At 52.8% G+C, this 3,453-nt stretch carries 4 protein-coding genes; 1 reads left to right on the top strand and 3 read right to left on the bottom strand.

Annotated elements, in window-relative coordinates; all coding sequences use genetic code 11:
* From CPT76_RS27540 to CPT76_RS27530, 3 genes are all read right to left on the bottom strand, one after another.
* Positions 1-919 (bottom strand): NAD(P)/FAD-dependent oxidoreductase (locus tag CPT76_RS27540; protein ID WP_258168849.1); only part of this gene is annotated, 919 nt, incomplete at its 3' end.
* Positions 920-1,221: 302 nt separating this feature from the next.
* Complete coding sequence (locus tag CPT76_RS27535; protein ID WP_105445155.1) at positions 1,222-1,668, bottom strand: Hsp20/alpha crystallin family protein; 447 nt, start codon at positions 1,666-1,668, stop codon at positions 1,222-1,224.
* Between the two features lie 199 nt (positions 1,669-1,867).
* On the bottom strand, positions 1,868-2,809 hold the full coding sequence (locus tag CPT76_RS27530) for a helix-turn-helix transcriptional regulator (protein WP_181153078.1): 942 nt from the start codon (positions 2,807-2,809) through the stop codon (positions 1,868-1,870).
* A 143-nt stretch (positions 2,810-2,952) separates the two neighbouring features.
* Between CPT76_RS27530 and CPT76_RS27525 the strand changes: the two genes are divergently transcribed.
* Positions 2,953-3,453, top strand: a 501-nt coding sequence (locus CPT76_RS27525; RefSeq protein WP_219845479.1) for an epoxide hydrolase family protein, incomplete at its 3' end; no start/stop codon positions are given.

Here is a 3,453-nt window from a genome sequence, read left to right as displayed (position 1 = left end):
GCGTACCCATCCGCACCGCATTAGTGGCCAGCGGAATGTACATCGCCGTTCCCGTCGGATTGTAGCGTACGGCGCAGCTGTCGCCAGCGGCCAGCACATCAGGGTTGCTGGTGCGCATATAGTCGTCGATGATAATCGCGCCGTTCGGCAGCATATCAACCTGGCCCTTCAGCAGATCTGTGCCGGGGCGGAAGCCGATGCACAGTACAACCATATCGGCTTCAAACGTGCCGTCTGTGGTGACGACCTCGCGCACTTTGCCTTCGCTGCCGTGGAAGCCTTCCACCGTCCGGCCCAGCGCCAGCTGCACGCCGCGGTCCTTCAGTGCCTGCTCGGCCAAGTCGGTCAGATCGCGGTCAAGGTACTTGGCCATAACACGGTCCATGTTATCGATCAGGGTGACCTGCTTGCCAAGCTCGTGGAACGCTTCGACGAGCTCGATGCCGATATACCCGGCGCCGATGACGGTGATGCGCTCTGCATCCGCAGCGCGGGCAATGATTTCCTGCGCGTGAGCGTAGTTTTTGCACAGCTGGACATTGTCCAGATCGATTCCTTCCATCTTCGGAATAACCGGCCACGAGCCTGTGGTGACCACCAGCTTATCATAGCTGTCCGTAAATTCTTCGCCGGTTACCAGGTTGCGGACATTCAGCGTCTTGGCGTTCGTGTCGACGGCCAGCACTTCGTGCCGCATCCGGGTCACAGCACCGAGTCCGGCCAGCTCTTCCGGATTGCTGTAGAACAATCCGCCTGCGTCCTTGACGACGCCTCCGACGTGAAGGGCGATGCCGCACGACAGGAACGAAATGTTATCGTTGCGTTCGTACACCGTAATTTGGGCTTCCGGGTGCTGTGCGGCAATGCTTTTCACAGCGGCGGTTCCGGCATGGGTACATCCAATGACTGCGACTTTCATGGTAATTCCTCCTTATAGGGAATGAAATGGATGAATGTGAAACGGTATGGATAACTTAATGGATAAGCAGCGGAATGGAGGACACTGCTCTTTTGTGAAATAATGCACAATATACTTTAAAAAAATATTTCCGATGATTTATCTGCCTCGATCTATTTGTGATTTATATCACAACCTCTTTATGGCTTAATCATACACCTTACCTTTTACCTTTGCAAGGGGTTTGTGAAAAAAATCTCAAAATTATAATCTTAACAAAAAAGCACCCCGTCCGGGATGCTTCATATCAATTTACTATATGATTAGATGTCTTCGCGAATTTGAATGCGTTTGGTGCGTTTGTTCGGCTGCTTTGGTATTTCCATGTTCAGTACGCCGTCCTTCAGGGACGCGTTAATTCCGTCTGCATGAATATCGGGAACGTAGAAGCTGCGCGTGTATTCACCATAGCGGCGTTCTCTGCGGACGACTTGTTCGTCTTGGTTGTCCACGCTATGGTCTTCCTTGCGAACGGCTTTGATCGTCAGGTAAGGCTCAGCGTAGCTGATCTCGATATCTTCTTTTTGAAAACCGGGCAGCTCTGCCTCCACCAGATACGATTGCTCCGTTTCCCGGATATCGGTCTTGAAGGACGTCAACGATCCTTTGAAAGATGTAAACCAATCGTCGCTGAACACGTCGTTAAAGGATTTCACCAATTGTCCAAAGGCATCTTCTCTGCGTTTTCCAAAAGGAATCAAGTCAAACATGCTTCATTTCCCCTTTCGATTTGACCTTGTTTGACCTTACGACTTTATTATATGCCCGTGGGTGTGAAATGACAAAAACGATTACAGCTGATTACACGCGATTATAGCCTGATTTGTCTTGTTTTATGGTGGATTTATCGTGAAAATTATTATTTTGACCTTATTTGACCTTCGGATCATCGTATGTAAATTTTCTGCCTTAATCCTCGTAATTCCCAGCCGTTTGCACCGCCATATGCCGGATCCTCTCGGCTACATAAGCTGGCTCAAGCACCCGCAAATCCGGCCCGTAGCTCAGCAGCATGCCGTACATCCAATGATTATCCGGGTAACTCGCCCGGACCAGCAGCGATCCGTCCGCTTCCGTCTCCACGTTCTCAACGCCAAAAGCCTCCTCCACCCGTACTCTCAGCCGCGGCTTAAAACGCAGAAGAAGAGAAACTGCAGGGCCAGTCTCCTGGTTCCCCCACCTTGCATCCAGCTCTTCCATGCGCACGCCGCGGGACGGAAATTGTTCCAATTGCACCTTCAAGCCGCTCAATCGGGAAACCCGAAACGTCCGATAATCCTGACGGGTTCGGCAGTAGGCGTATAAGTACCAGGCGTACCCCTTCCAAGCCAGGCCGATGGGCTCGACTTCGCGCTGCTCGGCTGTCCCTTCCGTATTGGTGTATAGGAAGGACACGACCGATCGGTGCTTGGACGCCTGCCTTAGCGAAACGAGGACCGACTTGTCCTTGATTCCTCCTCCATGCCACAGGTTGGTGTCAAACACGAGCGTTTCGCCCTCATCCTCCATTTGGTCCTGCTCGGATTTGGCGACAAGCGCCTTGATTTTGGTCAGCAGATCGTCCATTTCCCGGTCATCCAGCGAAGCTTGTACGCCTTTTAAGGCGACGAGGATCGATTTCAGGTCTTCCAAGGTGACAATTTGCCGCTCGATCCGGTACTTCTCCATAATTTCATATCCACCGTCCGTTCCCGCGTACGACACGATGGGGATGCCCGCAGCGTTGATCGTCTCGAGGTCGCGATAGATCGTGCGCAGTGATACCTCGTACTTATCAGCCAAGGTTTGGGCGTTCACCCTGCGCCGGCTCAGCAGGATCATCGTAATGCCAAGCAGCCGTTCTACTTTCAAGCTACCCCTCTCCTTCATCTAAGAAATGGTGATTCACAAAAAAGATCACTTTTTATATCCACTGCATTTCTCGCTGACATACTGTTGTCAAGGTGGGGCGCCTACAATAAAGACATAAGAACCCCCCAAGGAGGATGTTAAAAATGAAAATGTTCGCTAGCAGCCAAACCAATCCAGGTACGATCCGCCCCTTCCGCTTGGAAACGGCGCAGGCAGAACTCCAGGACCTTAAGCAGCGCCTAAGCATGACCCGCTGGCCGGATGAACTTCCGAGCGCAGGCTGGAATTACGGAGCACCGCTCTCTTTTGTGAAAGACATGGCGGCCTACTGGGAGCATTCCTTTGATTGGACCAAGCAGGAACAGCGCCTCAACAGCTATCCTCAATTCACGACGACGATTGACGGTGCGAACATCCACTTCTTCCATATTCGTTCCTCCGAGCCGGGTGCAGTGCCGCTCATGCTCATTCACGGATGGCCCAGCTCCCCTGTGGAATTCCTGGAGCTGATCGGTCCGCTGACCGATCCGACATCGTATGGCGGCGATGCCGCAGATGCCTTTCACCTGGTCATCCCTTCGCTGCCGGGCTTTGGCCTGTCAGGCCCGACCACCGATGCGGGCTGGAGCCCATCGCGGGCAGCC

This window comes from Paenibacillus sp. AR247 (genome assembly GCF_002968895.1).
In the GTDB taxonomy this organism is placed as follows: Bacteria; Bacillota; Bacilli; order Paenibacillales; family Paenibacillaceae; genus Paenibacillus_AQ; species Paenibacillus_AQ favisporus.
This window is presented reverse-complemented; position numbering and strand designations above follow the sequence as displayed.

Excerpts from the sequence above, each read along its gene's own strand:
- CPT76_RS27535 (WP_105445155.1), bottom strand. The coding sequence starts at position 1,668 with ATGTTTGACTTGATTCCTTTTGGAAAACGCAGAGAAGATGCCTTTGGA.